The sequence below is a fragment of the Streptomyces sp. NBC_00440 genome (assembly GCF_036014215.1).
In the GTDB taxonomy this organism is placed as follows: domain Bacteria; phylum Actinomycetota; class Actinomycetes; order Streptomycetales; family Streptomycetaceae; genus Streptomyces.
On the sequence record NZ_CP107921.1, the window covers coordinates 5,442,110 to 5,458,723 of the forward strand.

Below are 16,614 nucleotides of genomic sequence, written 5' to 3' on the forward strand. Positions count from 1 at the left end.
TCCATGACAGCCACCACCCTCGACACCCGGACCGCGCTGATCCTCGTCGATCTCCAGAAGGGCATCGTCGGCCTGCCGACCGCGCACCCCGCCGCCGAGATCGTCGAGCGTGCCGCGCGGCTGGCCGACGCCTTCCGCGCGCACGACCTGCCGGTCGTCCTCGTACGCGTCACGGGCGGTGCGCCCGGCCGTAACGAGTCGCCCGCCGGGCAGGGCACGCCCCCGGCGGACTGGGCCGATCTGGTCCCCGAGCTGAACCAGCAGGACAGTGACATCGTCGTCACCAAGCAGACCTGGGGCGCCTTCTACGGAACCGACCTCGACATGCAGCTCCGTCGCCGGGGCATCACCCAGGTCGTCCTGGCCGGGATCGCCACGGCCATCGGCGTCGAGTCGACGGCCCGCTCGGCGCAGGAGCACGGGTACCACGTGACCGTCGCCACCGACGCCGTCACCGACATGGACCCGGAGGCCCACCGCAACGCCGTCGAGCGGATCTTCCCGCGCCTCGGCGAGACGGACACCACGGACGCGGTCATCAAGCTGCTCGGCTGATCGCCTGCCGCTCACCTGCCGCGGTGACGGCGCACCGGCGTTCACCGCCGTTGCGGCGCACGGCTGTTCTTCCCGCCCGGTACGGAAGCCGGGGCCGGGAGCCGTGCGCCGCAGCCGCATCCGTCGTGCTGGTGGCGGGTTTCGCCGGGCACCCTTCATCACTTCGGGTGAAACCCTGGCCCCTGCTTGCGGCCAACAACCCACGGTTGTCACGCTGTTGCGGTCTGTCAACCTGCATGGGGAGTGGCCAGTGACTTTCGGTGAGCAGCCGGCCTATCTGCGCGTCGCGAGTGATCTTCGGCAGAAGATCACCGACGGTTCGCTGCCACCGCACACGAGACTGCCCTCACAGGCCCGCATCCGCGAGGAGTACGGGGTCTCCGACACGGTGGCTCTCGAAGCGCGCAAGGTGCTGATGGCCGAGGGGCTGGTCGAGGGCCGCTCCGGTTCGGGTACGTATGTCCGGGAGCGGCTCGTCCCGCGCCGTATCGCCCGCTCCGGCTACCGGCTGCCGGAGGGCGCGACGCCGTTCCGTCAGGAGCAGGCCGACGAGAGCGTGCGCGGCACCTGGGAGTCCAGCAGCGAGCAGGACGTCGCGGACACCGACATCGCCCTGCGGCTCGCCATCCCGCCGGGCGAGCGGGTGATGCGCACGCGGTACGTCTACCGCGACGCAGGCGAAACGATGATGCTGTCCACCTCCTGGGAGCCGCTGGGGATCACCGGGCGCACACCGGTGATGCTCCCCGAGGAGGGCCCGCTCGGCGGCTGCGGCGTCGTCGAACGGATGGCCGCGATCGACATCGTCGTGGACAACGTCGTCGAGGAGGTCGGCGCCCGGCCCGGTCTGGCCGAGGAACTGCTGACACTCGGCGGGGTGCCCGGTCATGTGGTGGTCGTCATCTCCCGTACGTACTACGCGTCGGGGCGTGCGGTGGAGACCGCGGACATCGTCGTCCCGGCCGACCGCTACCGCGTCGCGTACCACCTGCCGGTGAAGTGATCCGCCGCGGCGGTTGACGCCGCCGGGCCGGGGATGCCGCTCCCTGAACGGGAGTTGGGCGGAGCCGTGCCCGAATCCGTTGCGGCACCTGCTCTCTTGGGTAACTGAAGGGTGTCCGCGGTGCGCCCCGGGGCGGGCGCCCGGCGGTGCCTGGTGCTCCGTCGTGTACTCAATGGAGATTGCAGAGTGGCTTGATGCGTACCTCTTTGTGAAAACACGTATTCGCTCAGTAAGGGTCAGGCGTACGCTCGGGCATATGCAGACTGCGGTTTCCTGGGGATTAGAGATGGCCTGCACGCCGGCGTACGACGGGGGCACGCGATGACGGACAGCGGGAACGCCATGCTCCCGTGGCAGGTCATACGAGAGGACGACAACGGCAATCGCTATCGCGTCGGAAGGTACGCGACGAGGGACGAGGCGCAGCAGACCGCCGACACCCTCGGTGCCCGTGGGCACCGGCAGATGTACTGGATCGAACGCATCGGCCAGAGTGTGCAGTAGAGCGCGGTAGCGGCCCCGCGGCGGGTGTTCGGGCCCTGGTGGGCCGGGGGCGCCCGCCGGGGTCTCGGTAGGCTCGCCCCATGGCTGATCGCGTCGTCGTGGGTGGAGCGTTGTACGACCAGGGGCGGCTGCTCGCCGCGCGCCGCAGCGCGCCGCCCGAGCTCGCGGGCCGCTGGGAGCTGCCCGGCGGGAAGCTGGAGCCGGGCGAGAGTGCCGGGCAGGCGCTGGTGCGTGAGCTGCGCGAGGAACTGGGCGTCGAGACGGAGCCGCTGGAGCGCATCCCCGGCGAATGGCCGCTCGGCCGGGGCTTCGTGCTGCATGTGTGGACCGCGCGGCTGATCTCCGGTGAGGTGCGTCCGCTGGAGGACCATGACGAGCTGCGGTGGCTCGGGCCGGACGAGATCGGCACCGTGGACTGGCTGGACCAGGACCGCCCCGCGGTGGCCGAGGCGGCGCGCCGCCTGAGGGCCGGGCTCCACGAGTGACGCGCGGACGGAGCCGCGCGTACCGCGCCCGACAGGTGCGCGTAGGTGCGCGCCGATGTGCGCCGTTAGTGGCCCTGTAGGGCATATGGCACGGCATTGTCGATATCTGCGCGTAATACAGGGTATGTGCTGGTTAGTACCTTTTCGGCAGTACGCATGTCCGTGCTCGGCCTGGGGAAGTGATCGGCTTGATCGGCACCGAAGGCGGATGCGCCGAGTGGACCTTCCCCGCCGAGCCCGATGCCGTACGCGTCGCGCGCCGGGCGGTTCGGGACACTCTGCGCACCTGGGAGCTCGACGGTGCCTTCGGTGACGTCGCCACGCTGCTCGTGAGTGAGCTGGTCACCAACTCCATGCGGCACGCGTCCGGCCCGATCGGTGTCAGGGTCGCGCGACTGGATCAAGCCACGCTGCGGGTGGAGGTTTCCGATCCGATTCCGGATCCGCCCCGCGAGAGGACGGCAGGGCCCGACGACGAGAGTGGCCGGGGAATGCAGCTCGTGGCCTGTTCGGCGAAGCGTTGGGGGACGGCGCGCGGCAGATCGGGCAAGACGGTGTGGTTCGAGCTGGCCCAGCCTGGTTAGGAGAAGGGTGGGACGCGATCGCGGTCGAAGTGTCCGAAAGTGACTGAGACCGTGCTGTGATCGTGAACGCCGTGTCGCTGGGGTCCGTAGTGCTGAATACTGCGGGTGCCACCTTGGTCGGTTCGGTGCGTGGTGAGCTGGAGGGGACGGTCGCGTGAGCGATATATCCGGTGCGACGGGCGATGTCGTATGGCAGAGCAGTCCGCCCGGTTCGATCTATGACTACATCAGGGTTGCGTCGTTCTCGATCGGGGCCGACGGGCTGGTGGAGCAGTGGAGCAAGCGGGCCGAAGAGCTGTTCGGGGTGGACGCACGCGACGCCGTGGGCGTGGACCCGGTCGAGGTCTTCCTGCCCGTGGAGTTGCGCGGCAGAGGGCACGGCGCGGTCACCGAAATCCTCGACGGCAAGGAGTGGACCGGTCTGGTCCCCTTCCGGATGCCGGACCGGCCGGAGACACAGGGGCTCGCCGAGCTCTATGTGATGCCCACGGAGACGGCCGACGGTGGAAGGGCCGCTGTCTGCATCATCGTTGACGTCAGGGTGCTGCGCCGGATCGAAACCGACCTCGCGTCCTCGCAGGCCATATTCGGCCAATCTCCTTTCGGCTTCCTGCTGTTCGGTACCGACCTCACGGTGCGCCGGGTCAACAAGCGGTTCGCGGAGCTTTTCGGGGACGAGGTCGCGGAGCACCGCGGCCGTACGGTCCACGACTATCTCGCCCGCGCCGAGGCCGACCGGATGACGGCGGCGCTGAAGCGGGTCCTGGAGTCCGGACGTCCCGTCACCGACCTCCAGCTGATCGGCTCGGCGCCGGGCAGTTCCGAGCGCAGGCACTGGTCGGTCAACCTCTACCGCGTGCACAGCGGGGCGGGCCTCCCCATCGGTGTCGCCGGTCTGGGGACCGATGTCACCCGCCGTCATGTCGCGGCCCGCGAGGCCGCCAACGCCCGGCGCAATCTCGCCCTGCTCAACGAGGCGGGCGCCCGGATAGGGAACTCGCTCGATCTGGAGACCACCGCCCGGGAACTCCTCGACGTGTCCGTCCCCGGCTTCTGCGACCTGGCGTCCGTCGACCTGTACCAGGGCCTGCTGGCCGGTGACGAGTCCCCGAAGGGCAGCGCGGACGGCAGCGCCGAGCTGCGCCGCGTCGCCTATGCCAGCGCTGTCTCCGACGTCCTGCTGAAGGAGGCGGACGACGGTCCAGCGCTGGGCGCCGTCCACCGCTACGCCTTCCACTCGCCGTGCGCGAGCGCCCTGCGTACCGGCAAGGTGCGCTCCGTACCGGGCTCCCAGGGCAGCCACGTACAGTCCACCCTCGCCGTGCCGATGGTGGCCCATGACACGGTGGTCGGTCTGGTGCAGTTCTCCCGTACGAAGGGGAGCGAGCCGTTCGGGGAGCGGGACCGTTCGCTGGCCGTGGAGCTGGCCGCCCGCGCCGCCGTCTGTATGGACAACGCCCGGCTGTACCGGCGCGAACACGAACGCGCCCTGATACTCCAGCGTTCCCTGCTGCCGCCCGGCGACCCCGAGGCGGCCGGGCTCGACATCGCCTGCCGCTATCTGCCCGGCAACACGGCGAGCGAGGTCGGCGGCGACTGGTTCGACGTCATCGAGCTGCCCGGTCACCGCACCGCGCTGGTCGTCGGCGACGTCATGGGCCACGGGCTGCGGGCCGCCGTCGCGATGGGCGAACTGCGCACCGCCGTACGGACGCTGGCCCTGCTGGACCTGGAGCCCGCCGAAGTACTCGAAGCGCTGGACGAGATCGCCCGCGGCCTGGGTACCCCGAGCGGTACCCAGCAGGCCTCGCGCGCCGCGCACAAGACACGTGAGGCCGACCTCTCCGAGGTCTATCTCGCGACCGCCGTCTACGCGGTGTACGACCCGGTCACCCGGCGCTGCACCTTCGCCAACGCCGGGCATCTGCCACCCGTCCTGGTCGAACCGGGCGAACCGGCGCTGCTGCTCGACGTGCCGCCCGGTATGCCGCTGGGCGTCGGCGGCGAACCGTTCGAGGAGGTCGAGGTCGAGATCCCCGAGGGCGCACTCCTCGCGCTCTACACCGACGGCCTGGTCGAGTCCCGCGAACATCCGCTGGACGAGGGCCTGAGCGCCTTCCGCGACGCCCTCGCCCACTCGGAGCGCCCGCTCGAAGACGTCTGCGACCACGTGCTCAACACGCTGGACACCTCGCACGGTGAGGACGACATCGCCCTGCTGATGGCGCGTATCCAGGGCCTGCCGTCCGAAGCGGTCGGCGACTGGCAACTGCCCCGCGAACCACGCTCGGTGGGCCGGGCCCGCGAACTGGCCCGGGGGCAGCTGATCTCCTGGGGCCTGGAGGATCTGGTCGACACGACCGAACTCCTGGTCAGCGAGCTGGTCACCAACGCCCTGCGGTACGGCGAGGGTGAGATCAGGCTCCGGCTGCTGCTCGACCGCACCCTGGTCTGCGAGGTCTGGGACGCGGGCCTGATCCAGCCCCGCCGGCGCCGCGCCCGCGACACGGACGAGGGGGGCCGGGGGCTTCAGCTGGTCGGAATGCTCAGCGCGGCCTGGGGCTCCCGGCGGACTCCGCGCGGGAAGACGGTCTGGTTCGAACTGGCCCTGCCGGACGGGGCGTCGGCGCCGGAGCTGAGCGTGGAGCAGCTGCTGAGCATGTACTGAGACGGAGAAGCATGTACTGATACGGAGAGGGGTTCCGCGCGGGCAGGGCCCCTCGGGGCCTTCGGGCGGGTCGGCCCCCGCCGCTACTCCGACACCTCCGGCGCGTCCGGTGTCCGTTCCCGCAGGAGCTGGAGGAAGGCCCGCGTCGCCGGCGAGGCCCCGGAGGCGCGCCACACCGCCTGGACCGTCCGGGGAGGCACATCGGTCAGCGCCACCGTGCTCACCGCGGGCATCCCGGCGGCCGTCGGCGCCGAGATCAGTCCGATGCCGAAGCCGCGTGCCACCAGCTGTTCCAGCAGCGCCATGGTGTCGGCCTCGAAAGCGACCGTGCGGGGGACACCGGCCGCGGCGAAAGCGGCGTCGTTGTGGCGGCGGAGGCCGGAGCCGGGCGGCATGTCGACCATGTGCTCCTCCGCCAGCCGGGCCGGAGCCACCCGGTCCGCCCCGGCCAGCCGGTGCCCGCGCGGGACGATCGCGACCAGGTCCTCGTGCGCCAGGACACGCACGGCGAGCCCGGCCGTGCTCTCCGGCCTGCTGTCGACGAAGGCGATGTCGCAGGCGTGCTCGCGCACCTCCCGCAGCAGGTCCCTGACCAGACGGGCGCGGAGTGTGACGCGTACCGCCGGATACCGGTCACGGTAGGCGCCGAGCAGGTCCGGCAGGTCCACCGCGGCCAGCGGTGTGATGGTGCCGATGCTCAGCCGGCCGCGCACCTCGCTGCCGCACGCGATCACTTCGCTGCGCGCCCGCTCGACGGCCGCCAGCGCTTCCCTGGCAGGGCCCAGGAACACCTCGCCGGCCGGAGTGATCTGCACCCGTCGGCTGGTGCGTTCGAACAGCCGGGTTCCCAACTCGTCCTCAAGCCGGGCGATCTGGTGGCTCAGCGCGGACTGGACCACGAAACAACGGTGTGCCGCGCGGGTGAAGCTGCCGGTCTCGGCGACGGCGACGGCGTAGGCGAGCTGGCGGAGTTCCATGGATTCATCGTGATACGAGATCGCTGTGATGGCAACCATCTGTTGGACTCATGCACACTGCTCAGCCAGCATGAACGGGAGCCGGAACCGCCCCGCTCCGCAGGTGCTCCGAGAGGGCCCGCGTACGAGCACTCCCGGAAGGAAACGGACGTGGCTTCCTCCCCAGCTTCCTCCCCGACCCCGCAACCGATTTCCCCGTCAGGCACTCAGGACCTCCGTCCGGGCACGGACACCGCCGGTGGCGCCGGACGCGGCATGCTCCTGCTGATGTCCGTGGCCGTGGGACTGTGCGTGGCGAGCAACTACTACGCCCAGCCGCTCCTCGACACCATCGCCCGCGATCTGCACCTGTCGTCCACCGGTGCCTCGCTCGTGGTGACGGTCTCCCAGGTCGGTTACGCCCTGGGCCTCGTCCTGCTGCTGCCACTGGGCGACCTGCTGGAACGCCGCCGGCTGGTCTGCGGGCTGACCCTGGCGACGGCGTGCTCGCTGGCACTGACCGCGATCGCGCCGAACACCGGACTGCTCCTGGCGGGCACCGCACTCACCGGGCTCCTCTCGGTGACGGCGCAGGTCCTGGTGCCGTTCGCCGCGGACCTGGCCGCCCCGCACCAGCGCGGCCGCGCCGTGGGCACGGTGATGAGCGGCCTGGTCCTGGGGATGCTGCTCGCCCGCACCGCGTCCGGTGCGCTGGCCGAGGTCGGCGGCTGGCGCACGGTGTACTGGGTCGCCGCCCTGGCGATGCTCGTACTGACCGCGGCACTCCACCGGGCGCTCCCGCAGTACCGGGGGTCCGCAGGCCTCAACTACGGACAGCTGCTGCGCTCCACCGCCCGCCTTCTCGCGGACGAACCGGTGCTGCGCGCACGGGCGTTGATCGGACTGCTGGCGTTCGCCTGCTTCAGCGCGCTGTGGACGTCCCTCGCCTTTCTGCTGTCCGGGCCCGGCTACGGCTGGTCGGACGCCGAGATCGGCCTGCTCGGCCTGGCAGGCGCGGCGGGAGCGATCGCCGCTCAGCTGGCCGGGCGGCTGGCCGACCGCGGACGGACCACCCTGACCACGGTGGCGAGCGCCCTCCTGCTGCTCGGCTCCTGGGGGCTGCTGGCCCTGGGGGCCCACAGCCTGGCCGCGCTGATCGCCGGGATCGTGCTGCTCGACCTGGCGCACCAGGGCGTACACATCACCAACCAGTCACTGATCTACGCCCTGCGGCCGGACTCCCGTGGCCGTATCACCTCCGCCTACATGACGTGCTACTTCGTCGGCGGCGCGCTCGGCTCGGCCCTGGTCGGCACGGTCCACGCGCACGCCGGATGGAACGGGGTGTGCGTGCTGGGCGCCGTGATGGCCTCCCTGCTGTTCCTGGTGTGGGCGTGCAGTACCAGCAAGGTGCAGCAGTGGTGGCGCGGTCAGCCCCGGCTGAGGGCACTGTGGGCGGTCGCCGGGGCCGCGTGCATGGCGATGTGTGTGCTGCTGCTCCTCGCCCTCGCTGTCCGCCTTCCCGGGTGACGCCGTCCGGGCGCGGGTGCTGCGCGGTTCCGCTGACGGCCCCTCCCGCCATGAACTACGCTGCGTAGCCGGGGCGTTACGGGAAGAACCGTCCGGGTGGGACGGGCGCCCCGGAAGGAGCGCCATGCCGCAACGACGCCTTGTCACCAGCCGCAGCCAGGAGCCGCGTCAGCGGTTCGCAGAAGAGTTACGGAAACTGCGCGCCCAGCGTGGGGTCAACCTGCGGCAGCTCGGTGAACGGCTCGGCTGGGACTACTCGTTGTTCGGCAAGATGGAGAAGGGCGAGACGCTGGGTGGGCCCGAAGTGGTCCAGGCGTTGGACCATTACTTCGGCACTCAGGGGATGTTGCTCGTCCTGTGGGAACTGGCCATGAAGGACCGTACGCAGTTCCGGGAGCGGTACCGGCAGTACATGGCGCTGGAGTCGGATGCGAGCAGTCTGTGGCACTACGCACCGGGCGTGGTTCCGGGGCTTCTGCAAACTCAGGGGTACGCCATCGAGCTTCTGGAGAGCGGCGGCTCCGGGGGCAGCGATCTGGAACAACAGGTGACGGCCCGGATGGGGCGGCAGGACCTGCTGGAAGGAGCCGTCGCCCCTCCGTTCCGCACGATTCTCTCCGAGGTCGTCCTGCGTACGCCATGCCGCGATGCGCAGGCCTGGAGGGAGCAGCTGGAGCACCTGGCCGAGGTGGCCGAGCGGCCCAAAGTGGCGCTCCAGGTGCTGCCGATGAGCGCCGGACTGCACGGTCTGGCGAACATGACGGTGATGTTCCTCCGGCTGCCGGAGGGGCGTACGGTTGCGTACGTCGAGAACGGGCTGGGTGGCGAACTCATCGAGGAAATCAGCACCGTTGAGAACTTGCAGCTCAGGTACGATTCCGTTCGTGACCTGGCCCTGACACCAGCCGAGTCGCGGAAATTCATCCTGCGCATGTTGGAGGAGCTGCCGTGCGATCCACCGAGCTGAGCGCCGCTGCATGGCGCAAGAGCAGCTACAGCAATCAGGATGGCGGCGAGTGCGTTGAGGTTGCCGACGGCTGTGGCGCACTCGTGCCGGTCCGCGACAGCAAGAACCCGGACGGTCCTGTGGTCACGTTCGCTGCGGACCGCTGGTCGTCGTTCGTATCCGCCCTGCGGGACGGCGAGTTGAGGGCCTGACCGCATCCTGCACGTGTTGGAGGTAGTGCCGTGCGATCCGACCTGAGCGCCGCTGCATGGCGCAAGAGCAGCTACAGCAACTCGGACGGCGGCCAGTGCGTCGAGGTCGCCGAGGGCTCCGGCGCAGTCGTGCCGGTCCGCGACAGCAAGGACCCGCATGGTCCGGTGCTCGCGTTCGCCGCAGGTGGCTGGGCGTCGTTCGTCTCCGCCGTCAGGAACGGCGAGTTGCCCGCCTGATCACCGGTCGCCGCGCATCCGCTCGCGGGTTCCGGCGCCGCCGAAGCGGCCCGGGACGCCGCCCGCGCCGAGCGGTCCGCCGAGGATGATGCCGCCCAGGGCCGCGCCGACCGGGTCCCCGGCGTGGTGGCTTCCGTAAGTCCGTACGTCCTGTTCGGCCAGGTACTGGGCCTGTCCGGCCAGCGAGTCGGCCTGCCGGGCGGCGGACAGAGCCTGCCGGGCGTCGGCGGCGGCGAGCGTGCCGGACTCCTCCAGATGGCGCTGGGCCTCCGCCAGCCGGGTGCGGGCCTGGCTGCCGACCGCGCCGCGGTGGGTCGTGATGAAGTCGGCCGCCACCCCCGTCGTGGAACGTGCCGTCAGGGTGGCTGCTTCGAGGAGTTCGGCGGCCCGGCGGGGGCCCGTCCCGGGCGCCCCGCCCGCCAGCGCCTTGTCCAGTGAGGCGTCGGCCTCCCCGACCCGGCGCAGCGCGTCGACCGGATCGTACGGGCCCGTCCGCTGCTCCTGCCGTACACCGGCCGTGACCGTTTCCGCGCGCGCGATCCGGCCCTGGAGATCGGCCCCCGCGGCCCCTGCGGCGGTGGCCTCGGGAAGGCCGCGGGCCTCAGTCAGGTCCGCCTCCGTCTCGGTGAGCGCACCGGTCAGCCGGACCTCCGCCTCGGCCACCTCCCGGGCCAGCCGGTCGACCGCGTCGATGAGCGTGGCCGCCTGGCCCACCGCGCTCTCCGCGGCCCGTACGTACAGCGCGGCCTCCGCGTGCTCCCCGATGTCCGCTGCCTGCCGGGCCCGGTTGAGGGCGTTCGTCGCGAAGAGCAGCCGGTCCTTGGCCTGTTCGACGTTCCCGGCGACCGGCGCCGATGCCTGTTCCGCGTACCGCTCACGCAGCGCCGTAAGCGTGGACTCGGCGGCTCCGGTACGCCCGGCGGTTGCCCGGAAGGCCGTCTCCGCCGCTGCCAGTGCCTGCGGGGCATCCTGTTCCAGGGCGCGCAGCCGGTCGAAGCCCTCGGACTCCTCGTCCAGGCGCCGGCCGGCCTCCGTACACCGGGCGACGAGCTCCTCCAGCATCTGCCGCCGGGCCGGTTCGTCCCCGGGATGCGAGTCGTCGAGCTGCTGGCGGAGCCGGAACGCCGTGGCCAGCTCGCTCCTGGCATACGTCAGCGCCGCCGTGTACGGCTCCACCGCTCCGTCCCCGAACCGGGCGGCGGCCAGGCCCAGCTCCTCCGTACTCGTCCGGACCGCGTCGTCCGTGGTGACCAGCAGCTTCCCGGCCTCCGTGTCGAGCTGGGCCAGTGCGATCCCCTCGGCCTCGCCGCTCCAGCCCTGCTGCTGTGCGCTGCCCGCGGGGGTGGTCCTGCTCTCGGCGCGCCGCCTTCTGCGGGTGTACGCGTAGATCGCCAGGCCGCCGACCACGACCACCAGCGCGAGCGGCACCAGCAGGGCGCCGTTGCCCATGCCGACGGTGTGGTGGCCGCCGGGATCGGACGCACCCGGAGTGATGGCCGGGGTGGGGACGGGCTGCCCGGCGACGACCGCGCTGTATCCGTTCGCTGCGCCGATCGCGGTGCCCGCCCAGTCGTGCTGGGCGAGCGGCGGATCGATGGCCGTACGGGCGACGGCCTCCAGCTGGGCATTGGTGAACTTGGTGGTGCCGCTCTGCCCCGTGTACGCGTACTGGCGCGCCTGCGTGCCGATCGCCAGCAGGATGTCGTCCTGGCCCAGGCCGTTGCGGTTCGCCGTGGCCCGAACCCAGTCCTGCGCGGCCCGCCCGGAGAAGTCCCCGACGTAGACGACGAAGAGCTGGATGTGCCGCTTCTCGTACAGCGCGTCGATGGCTCGTGCCACCGCGCCCCTGCGGTCGCCGAGCGCGTTGACCTGGTCGGTGATCTGCCCCTTCGCCGAGAGGACGGGCGGGTCGGCCGCGCGCGCGGCCGGTACCGGGGCCACCAGCAGGAACACCGCGGTGAGCGCCGCGGCCAGCGTGGCGATGACGGCGGTGTGCGGCCGTGCGGATGGCTCGTGCGGCGTCACATGGGGGAGCGTATGGCCGTCCTGGGCGCCCCGCGACCGCAGCTACTCTGTGGGGCCTACCGTACGAGCTCGTGGGGGGCATGGGTGCAGGTACGACACTTCGGCGGCCGGAACTGGGCCATCCGGAACTGGGCCGTCCGGAGCAGACGAACGCCGCGAGGACCCAGCCGCACCTGGCTCACCTGGCTCAAGCGGTCTGCACTCGGGGTCGCCCTACTCCTTCTCGTCCCCGCGCTCACCGCGGGCGTCGCCCTGCGCGCGAACTACGCGGGCGACTACCACGACGGCACCCGCACCCGCGGCCGGGACGCCATCTGGCTCGGCCACGCCTGGGTCGACGGCCGGAAGAAGGACACCGACGTGCAGGCACTCGCGGCCCGGCTGCGGGGGACCGGCCTGCGGGACCTCTATGTGCACGCGGGCCCGCTGGAGCACGACGGCACGCTGCCGCCCGCCCGCTACGCCGGGGCGAAGTGGCTCATCGCCGCCGTGCACCGCGAGCTCCCCGGCGTACGCGTCCAGGCCTGGCTGGGCGACCAGCTGAACACCGAGACCCCGGACGGCCTCGACCTCACCCGGGCCGCGTCCCGCAGCGCCATCGTCGGCTCCGCGCGGGGGATCATCGACGCGGGGTTCGAAGGGACGCACTTCGACCTGGAGCCGCTGCACTCGGGCGACCGCGACTATCTGGCACTTCTCGACCGCCTGCGCACACTCACCAGGGACCGGGGCGTCCTGCTCTCGGTGGCCTCCCACCAGATCGACCCGCTGCCCGCCCTGCACACCGTCGCGGGCACACTCACCGGGCACCCCAAGTACTGGTCGCAGAAGTACTTCGGCGAGGTGGCCCGCCGGGTGGACCAGATAGCCGTCATGTCGTACGACACCGCGCTGCCGCTCCAGAGCCTGTACGGCGGGTATGTCGCCGAGCAGACCACGCTGGCCCTCGAAGTCACCCCGGAATCAACGGACTTGCTGATGGGGCTGCCCTTCTACCACGAGACCAAGCCCGGTCATCTGGCGTCCGCGGAGACGATTGCGGCAGCGGTGCGCGGGGTGCGGCTCGCGCTCGGCAGGCAGGACCGCGACCGGGAGCACTTCGGGGTCGCGCTGTACGTCGACTTCGCGGCGACCGAGGCCGACTGGACGGCGTACCGGAAGGGCTGGAACTGAGGGGCGCCGGGCCTGCGGGTCTGCGCCCGGGTGCCTGACCCGGGCACCGGCCCCGGACCCCGCTCACTCGCGGCGGCGGCCGATCTTGTTTCCCAGCCAGACCAGCGGGTCGTACTTCCGGTCCACGGCCCGCTCCTTCAGGGGGATCAGGGCGTTGTCGGTGATCTTGATGCCCTCGGGGCAGACATCCGTGCAGCACTTGGTGATGTTGCAGTAGCCAAGGCCGTGCTCCTCCTGCGCGGTCCGCTTCCGGTCGAGCCCCGCCTCGGCCGCGGCGTCCAGCGGGTGCATGTCCAGCTCGGCGACCCGCATCAGGAACCGCGGGCCTGCGAAGGCCGCCTTGTTCTCCTCGTGGTCGCGCACCACATGGCAGGTGTCCTGGCAGAGGAAGCACTCGATGCACTTGCGGAACTCCTGCGAGCGCTCCACATCCACCTGCTGCATCCGGTACTCGCCCGGCTTCACCCCCTCCGGCGGTACGAACGCCGGCACCTCCCGGGCCTTCGCGTAGTTGAAGGACACGTCCGTCACCAGGTCCCGGACGACCGGGAACGCCCGCAGCGGGGTCACCGTGATCGTGTCCGTCCGCGCGAAGACGGACATCCGCGTCATGCACATGAGGCGCGGCCGCCCGTTCACCTCCGCGCTGCACGAACCGCACTTGCCGGCCTTGCAGTTCCAGCGAACCGCCAGATCGGATGCCTGGGTCGCCTGGATGCGGTGGATGATGTCGAGGACCACCTCGCCGTCGTTCACCTCGACGGTGAAGTCCCGCAGCTCCCCGCCGTCCGTGTCCCCGCGCCAGACCCTGAAGCGTGCTTCGTACGAACTCACTCGTACAACTCCTCTTCGGCGAGGTACTTGACCAGCTCATCCCGCTCGAAGAGGGCGAGCAGGTCCTGACGGATCGGCACGGTCTGCTTGCGGACCAGCACGATCTGGCCCGTGTCCGGCTCGGCCGGGGCCGGATCGGCCGCCGCCGGGGCGGCCAGCCGGCACAGCAGATTGATCCCGCGCCAGGTGCGCTCCATGGCGGGCCAGTCCTCGCGGGTGTGCCCGCCGCGGCTCTCGGTCCGCTCCAGCGCGGCGCGCGCGATGCACTCGCTGACCAGCAGCATGTTCCGCAGGTCCAGCGCGAGGTGCCAGCCCGGGTTGAACTGCCGGTGCCCCTCGACCCCGGCCCGGCGGGCCCGTACCCGCAGCGCCGCCAGTTTCTCCAGGGCCTGTTCCATCTCGGCCTCGCGGCGGATGATGCCGACCAGATCGTTCATGGTCTGCTGGAGCTCCTGGTGGAGGGTGTACGGGTTCTCCGCCGCCGCTGCCGGCCCGCTACCGGCGTCCGGGCTCCCCGCATCGGGGCTCTCGGCGCTGAAGGGCCGCAACGCCTCGGCGGCCGCCGCGTCGATCCGTTCCTCGTCGACCTGCGGCCGTACGGTGAGCGACGCCGAGTGCCGCGCCGCGTGGAGCCCGGCGCGGCGGCCGAAGACCAGCAGGTCGGAGAGGGAGTTCCCGCCGAGCCTGTTGGACCCGTGCATCCCGCCCGCGACCTCGCCCGCCGCGTAGAGCCCCGGCACCCCGAGCGCGGCCGCGGTCTCCGAGTCGACCGCGATACCGCCCATCACGTAGTGGCAGGTCGGACCGACCTCCATCGCTTCCGCGGTGATGTCGACATCGGCCAGCTCCCTGAACTGGTGGTACATCGACGGCAGTCGGCGTTTGATGACCTCGGCGGACATCCGCGTCGACACATCGAGGTAGACCCCGCCGTGCGGTGAGCCGCGGCCCGCCTTGACCTCGGAGTTGATGGCACGGGCGACCTCGTCGCGCGGCAGCAGCTCGGGCGGGCGGCGGTTGCTGTCCGGGTCCTCGTACCAGCGGTCGCCCTCCTCCTCGGACTCCGCGTACTTCTCCTTGAAGACATCGGGGATGTAGTCGAACATGAACCGCTTGCCCTCGCTGTTGCGCAGCACCCCGCCGTCGCCGCGCACCGACTCGGTGACAAGCAGCCCCTTCACCGAGGGCGGCCAGATCATCCCGGTCGGGTGGAACTGCACGAACTCCATGTTCAGCAGCGGTGCGCCCGCCAGCAGCGCCAGCGCGTGGCCGTCACCGGTGTACTCCCAGGAGTTCGATGTGACCTTGAAGGACTTGCCGATGCCGCCGGTGGCGAGGACCACGCTGGGCGCCTCCAGGACGAAGAACCGGCCCGACTCGCGCTGGTAGCAGAAGGTGCCGGCGACCCGCTCGCCCGTGGCGGAGCCGCCGTCCGGCGTGGCCGCGGAGGCGGCGTCCGGGGCGGTCGTGGGCGTGCCGCCGTCCGGCGCCGAGGTGAGGATGCGGGTGACCGTGCACTCCTGGAAGACCTTCAACCGCGCCTCGGGGTCGCCGAATTCGCGCGCGTCCTCCTGCTGGAGCGAGACGATCTTCTGCTGGAGGGTACGGATGAGCTCAAGGCCGGTCCGGTCGCCGACATGGGCGAGCCGCGGGTACTCGTGGCCGCCGAAGTTGCGCTGGGAGATCTTCCCCTCGGGCGTCCGGTCGAAGAGCGCGCCCCAGGTCTCCAGCTCCCAGACCCGGTCGGGGGCCTCCTGGGCGTGCAGCTCCGCCATCCGCCACTGGTTGAGGAACTTCCCGCCGCGCAGGGTGTCGCGGAAGTGCACCTGCCAGTTGTCGCCCGAGTTCACATTGCCCATGGAGGCCGCGATCCCGCCCTCGGCCATGACCGTATGGGCCTTGCCGAAGAGCGACTTGCAGATCACGGCGGTCCTGGCGCCCTGTTCGCGGGCGGCGATGGCGGCGCGCAGCCCGGCGCCGCCCGCGCCCACGACCACGACGTCCCACTGCTGCCGGTCGAGCTGAGTCGTCATCCAAAAAACCTCATCTAGAAGAACCTCGGATCGTCGAAGACACCGGAAGCGACCAGATAGACGTAGAAGTCGGCGACCGCGATGCTGACCAACGACGCCCAGGCAAGCTGCATATGACGGGCATTCAGCGCGCTGACCCAGCCCCAGAGCCGGTAGCGGACCGGATGCCGGGAGAAGTGCTTCAGCCGGCCGCCCACGATGTGCCGGCAGGAGTGGCAGGAGGCGGTGTACGCCCAGATCAGCGCGGCGTTGACCAGGAAGACCACGGAGCCGAGGCCCATATGGCCCCAGTGGTACCGCTCGTCGCGGAAGGTCATCACGGTGTCGTACGTCAGGATCCCGGCGATGACCACGGCCGCGTAGAAGAAGTACCGGTGGATGTTCTGCATGATCAGCGGGAAGCGGGTCTCGCCGCTGTACTTCTTGTGCGGTTCGGCGACCGCGCAGGCCGGCGGGGACGCCCAGAAGCCCCGGTAGTAGGCCTTGCGGTAGTAGTAGCAGGTCAGCCGGAAGCCCAGCGGGAAGACCAGGATCAGGATGGCGGGGGAGATGCCCCACCAGCTGCCGAAGAGGTCCCAGTTCGGTCCGTGCCGCATGGGCACGCACTTCTGCGCCAGGCAGGGGGAGTAGAAGGGCGAGACGTAGGGCGCCGTGTAGTAGTCGGCGTTCGCGAAGGCCCGCCAGGTCGAGTAGACGACGAAGGCGAGCAGTCCGGCGGCGGTGGCCGCGGGCGAGAGCCACCAGCGGTCGGTCCGCAGATGGCGGGCGGCGATGGCGGCGCGCGATGCGTCGTGCACGCCCGTGCCGGGACGGGGCCGGGGTTCCGTACCTGTTGCCAACGGGGACTCCACTTCGTCGGCCGATCTGGG

Annotated in this window: 16 protein-coding genes; 11 read left to right on the forward strand and 5 right to left on the reverse strand. The window is 71.0% G+C overall.

The annotated features are described in order from the left end of the window. Positions 1-3: 3 nt before the first annotated feature. The 6 genes from OHB13_RS24520 to OHB13_RS24545 all read left to right on the forward strand — a co-directional run bounded on the left by OHB13_RS24520 (position 4) and on the right by OHB13_RS24545 (position 5,799). On the forward strand, positions 4-555 hold the full coding sequence (locus tag OHB13_RS24520) for an isochorismatase family protein (RefSeq protein ID WP_266853506.1): 552 nt from the start codon (positions 4-6) through the stop codon (positions 553-555). A 250-nt stretch (positions 556-805) separates the two neighbouring features. Then, entirely contained in the window at positions 806-1,558 is a 753-nt protein-coding gene (locus OHB13_RS24525) for a GntR family transcriptional regulator (protein WP_328378518.1), read from the forward strand. Between the two features lie 321 nt (positions 1,559-1,879). After that, the gene (locus OHB13_RS24530) at positions 1,880-2,062 is read left to right on the forward strand and encodes an SPOR domain-containing protein (RefSeq protein WP_266853503.1); all 183 of its coding nucleotides are present in this window, start codon (positions 1,880-1,882) and stop codon (positions 2,060-2,062) included. An 80-nt stretch (positions 2,063-2,142) separates the two neighbouring features. Beyond that, a complete protein-coding gene (locus OHB13_RS24535; protein ID WP_328378519.1) occupies positions 2,143-2,547 on the forward strand; it encodes a (deoxy)nucleoside triphosphate pyrophosphohydrolase in 405 nt (134 codons plus the stop codon). Positions 2,548-2,726: 179 nt separating this feature from the next. Further along, complete coding sequence (locus tag OHB13_RS24540; RefSeq protein ID WP_266853500.1) at positions 2,727-3,131, forward strand: ATP-binding protein; 405 nt, start codon at positions 2,727-2,729, stop codon at positions 3,129-3,131. 154 nt (positions 3,132-3,285) lie between these two features. Next, positions 3,286-5,799 carry a SpoIIE family protein phosphatase gene (locus OHB13_RS24545; RefSeq protein ID WP_328378520.1) on the forward strand — a complete coding sequence of 838 codons (2,514 nt, stop codon included), beginning with the start codon at positions 3,286-3,288 and terminating at the stop codon, positions 5,797-5,799. A gap of 83 nt (positions 5,800-5,882) precedes the next feature. On the opposite strand, the gene OHB13_RS24550 is transcribed toward OHB13_RS24545, so the two are convergent. Then, positions 5,883-6,776, reverse strand: a complete 894-nt coding sequence (locus OHB13_RS24550) for a LysR family transcriptional regulator (protein WP_328378521.1) — start codon at positions 6,774-6,776, stop codon at positions 5,883-5,885. Positions 6,777-7,043: 267 nt separating this feature from the next. Here OHB13_RS24550 and OHB13_RS24555 point away from each other — a divergent pair, with 267 nt between their 5' ends. The 4 genes from OHB13_RS24555 to OHB13_RS24570 all read left to right on the forward strand — a co-directional run bounded on the left by OHB13_RS24555 (position 7,044) and on the right by OHB13_RS24570 (position 9,680). After that, a complete protein-coding gene (locus OHB13_RS24555; protein ID WP_328378522.1) occupies positions 7,044-8,285 on the forward strand; it encodes an MFS transporter in 1,242 nt (413 codons plus the stop codon). Between the two features lie 124 nt (positions 8,286-8,409). Beyond that, on the forward strand, positions 8,410-9,252 hold the full coding sequence (locus OHB13_RS24560; RefSeq protein WP_328378523.1) for a helix-turn-helix domain-containing protein: 843 nt from the start codon (positions 8,410-8,412) through the stop codon (positions 9,250-9,252). After that, positions 9,234-9,443, forward strand: coding sequence for a DUF397 domain-containing protein (locus OHB13_RS24565; protein ID WP_328378524.1), 210 nt, complete (start codon positions 9,234-9,236; stop codon positions 9,441-9,443). Before OHB13_RS24560 ends, OHB13_RS24565 begins: the two co-directional genes overlap by 19 nt. A gap of 30 nt (positions 9,444-9,473) precedes the next feature. Continuing rightward, positions 9,474-9,680: a DUF397 domain-containing protein gene (locus tag OHB13_RS24570; protein WP_328378525.1), complete on the forward strand. Its 207-nt coding sequence runs from the start codon at positions 9,474-9,476 to the stop codon at positions 9,678-9,680. Here OHB13_RS24570 and OHB13_RS24575 read toward each other — a convergent pair whose 3' ends face one another. Further along, positions 9,681-11,705: a TPM domain-containing protein gene (locus tag OHB13_RS24575; RefSeq protein ID WP_328378526.1), complete on the reverse strand. Its 2,025-nt coding sequence runs from the start codon at positions 11,703-11,705 to the stop codon at positions 9,681-9,683. A gap of 84 nt (positions 11,706-11,789) precedes the next feature. On the opposite strand from OHB13_RS24575, the gene OHB13_RS24580 reads away from it, so the two are divergent. After that, positions 11,790-12,878, forward strand: coding sequence for a hypothetical protein (locus OHB13_RS24580; RefSeq protein ID WP_328378527.1), 1,089 nt, complete (start codon positions 11,790-11,792; stop codon positions 12,876-12,878). Positions 12,879-12,941: 63 nt separating this feature from the next. Here OHB13_RS24580 and OHB13_RS24585 read toward each other — a convergent pair whose 3' ends face one another. The 3 genes from OHB13_RS24585 to OHB13_RS24595 are packed head-to-tail and all read right to left on the reverse strand — an operon-like array spanning position 12,942 to position 16,584. Next, positions 12,942-13,712 carry a succinate dehydrogenase/fumarate reductase iron-sulfur subunit gene (locus OHB13_RS24585; RefSeq protein ID WP_266853485.1) on the reverse strand — a complete coding sequence of 257 codons (771 nt, stop codon included), beginning with the start codon at positions 13,710-13,712 and terminating at the stop codon, positions 12,942-12,944. Next, positions 13,709-15,745 (reverse strand): fumarate reductase/succinate dehydrogenase flavoprotein subunit, encoded by a 2,037-nt coding sequence (locus OHB13_RS24590; protein WP_328378528.1) that lies wholly within the window; start codon positions 15,743-15,745, stop codon positions 13,709-13,711. Before OHB13_RS24590 ends, OHB13_RS24585 begins: the two co-directional genes overlap by 4 nt. Before the next feature lie 14 nt (positions 15,746-15,759). After that, positions 15,760-16,584: a hypothetical protein gene (locus tag OHB13_RS24595; RefSeq protein WP_328378529.1), complete on the reverse strand. Its 825-nt coding sequence runs from the start codon at positions 16,582-16,584 to the stop codon at positions 15,760-15,762. Between the last annotated feature and the right edge of the window lie 30 nt (positions 16,585-16,614).

Excerpts from the sequence above, each read along its gene's own strand:
- OHB13_RS24590 (WP_328378528.1), bottom strand. The coding sequence starts at position 15,745 with ATGACGACTCAGCTCGACCGGCAGCAGTGGGACGTCGTGGTCGTGGGC.
- OHB13_RS24535 (WP_328378519.1), top strand. The coding sequence starts at position 2,143 with ATGGCTGATCGCGTCGTCGTGGGTGGAGCGTTGTACGACCAGGGGCGG.
- OHB13_RS24530 (WP_266853503.1), top strand. The coding sequence starts at position 1,880 with ATGACGGACAGCGGGAACGCCATGCTCCCGTGGCAGGTCATACGAGAG.
- OHB13_RS24560 (WP_328378523.1), top strand. The coding sequence starts at position 8,410 with ATGCCGCAACGACGCCTTGTCACCAGCCGCAGCCAGGAGCCGCGTCAG.
- OHB13_RS24555 (WP_328378522.1), top strand. The coding sequence starts at position 7,044 with ATGTCCGTGGCCGTGGGACTGTGCGTGGCGAGCAACTACTACGCCCAG.
- OHB13_RS24520 (WP_266853506.1), top strand. The coding sequence starts at position 4 with ATGACAGCCACCACCCTCGACACCCGGACCGCGCTGATCCTCGTCGAT.
- OHB13_RS24550 (WP_328378521.1), bottom strand. The coding sequence starts at position 6,776 with ATGGAACTCCGCCAGCTCGCCTACGCCGTCGCCGTCGCCGAGACCGGC.